The following is a 1,590-nucleotide window of genomic DNA, read 5'->3' on the forward strand; positions in this document are numbered from 1 at the left end:
AAATGTTAGAAATGGTTCAAAACATATCTAACATGGTAAACATACACTACATAAGACAAAAAGAGCCAAAAGGACTAGGACATGCAGTTCATTGTGCAAAAAGTTTCATAGGAGATGAGCCTTTTGCAGTGTTACTTGGTGATGATATAGTAGATGCTGAAATTCCTTGTTTAAAACAAATGATAAATGCTTACGATGAGTACAAAACTACAATACTTGGTGTTCAAGAAGTAGCTAGGGAAAATACTAATAAATACGGTATACTTGATGTAAAACACATAGAAGATAGAGTTTACAAAGTAAAAGACATGGTGGAAAAGCCAGATGTTGACAGGGCTCCATCAAATATTGCCATACTTGGTAGATATATAATAACTCCAGAAATATTCAACATATTGGAAAATCAAGAGCCAGGAAAAGGCGGAGAAATTCAATTAACTGATGCTCTACAAACTTTAGCTAAAAAAGAAGCTATATATGCTTATAACTTCGAAGGAAGAAGATACGACGTAGGTGATAAGTTAGGTTTCTTAGAAGCTACTGTTGATTTTGCATTAAAAAGACCAGAGCTTAGAGATGACTTCATAGAGTTTTTAAAAAGCAAACATATAGCGGAAGAATCAGAAGCAATGAAAGAAGTTGCTATAACTGTTGAGTAATATAAACTTAAAGCCAAGGGAATTTCCTTTGGCTTTGTTATATAATTGATTAATTTAGGGTATAAAAATATACAAATTAAAAGGTGGTGAATATGTGTATATATTAAACTTTATTAGAGGATTTTGTATGGCATTGGCTGACAGTGTGCCAGGAGTATCTGGTGGTACAATAGCATTTATACTAGGGTTTTATGATGATTTTGTAAACTCATTAAATAACATAATATCTCAAGACAAGTCAGATAGAATTGGAGCATTAAAATTTTTATCTAAAATAGGAGTAGGATGGGTATCGGGCTTTATATTATCTGTATTATTTATAACATCTATATTTGAAAAAAATATATATGAAATAAGCTCTTTATTTTTAGGATTCATAATAGCATCTATTCCATTAATAGTTAAATCTGAAAGAAAAACATTAACAAATAACAAGAAAAATATAATTTTTTTAGTTTTAGGAATAATTATAGTGTTTGCCATTTATTACTATAATCCAATGACAGGAAGTGGAGCTAGTTTTTCTATAAAAGTGGATAATTTAAGTTTATCATTTATAGCATATATTTTTATATCAGGAATGATTGCCGTATCAGCAATGGTGCTTCCAGGAATATCTGGGTCTACCATACTTTTAATATTTGGACTTTATACACCAATACTTTATGGTATAGAACAAATACTTAAATTAAACTTTAATTATTTACCAGGAATAATAATATTTGGATGTGGGGTTTTACTTGGAATTTTAGGCACAGTGAGAATAGTAAGGTCATTACTTAGAAAGTTTAGAGGGCAGACTATATACTGTATTATAGGACTTATGATAGGTTCTATATATGCGGTTATAATGGGACCAACATCTCTTGAAATACCTAAATCTCCAATGAGTATAAGTACATTTAGCATACTATTTTTTGCTATAGGTTGC

Annotated in this window: 2 protein-coding genes; both read left to right on the forward strand. The window is 30.1% G+C overall.

Annotation, left to right across the window (positions count from 1 at the left end; all coding sequences use genetic code 11):
- On the forward strand, positions 1 to 659 hold a 659-nt coding region (locus J7G74_RS16590), incomplete at its 5' end, for a UTP--glucose-1-phosphate uridylyltransferase (RefSeq protein WP_297137465.1).
- A gap of 94 nt (positions 660 to 753) precedes the next feature.
- Positions 754 to 1,590 (forward strand): DUF368 domain-containing protein (locus J7G74_RS16595; RefSeq protein WP_297137466.1); only part of this gene is annotated, 837 nt, incomplete at its 3' end.

The sequence above is a fragment of the Terrisporobacter sp. genome, from assembly GCF_017888745.1.
GTDB lineage: Bacteria > Bacillota > Clostridia > Peptostreptococcales > Peptostreptococcaceae > Terrisporobacter.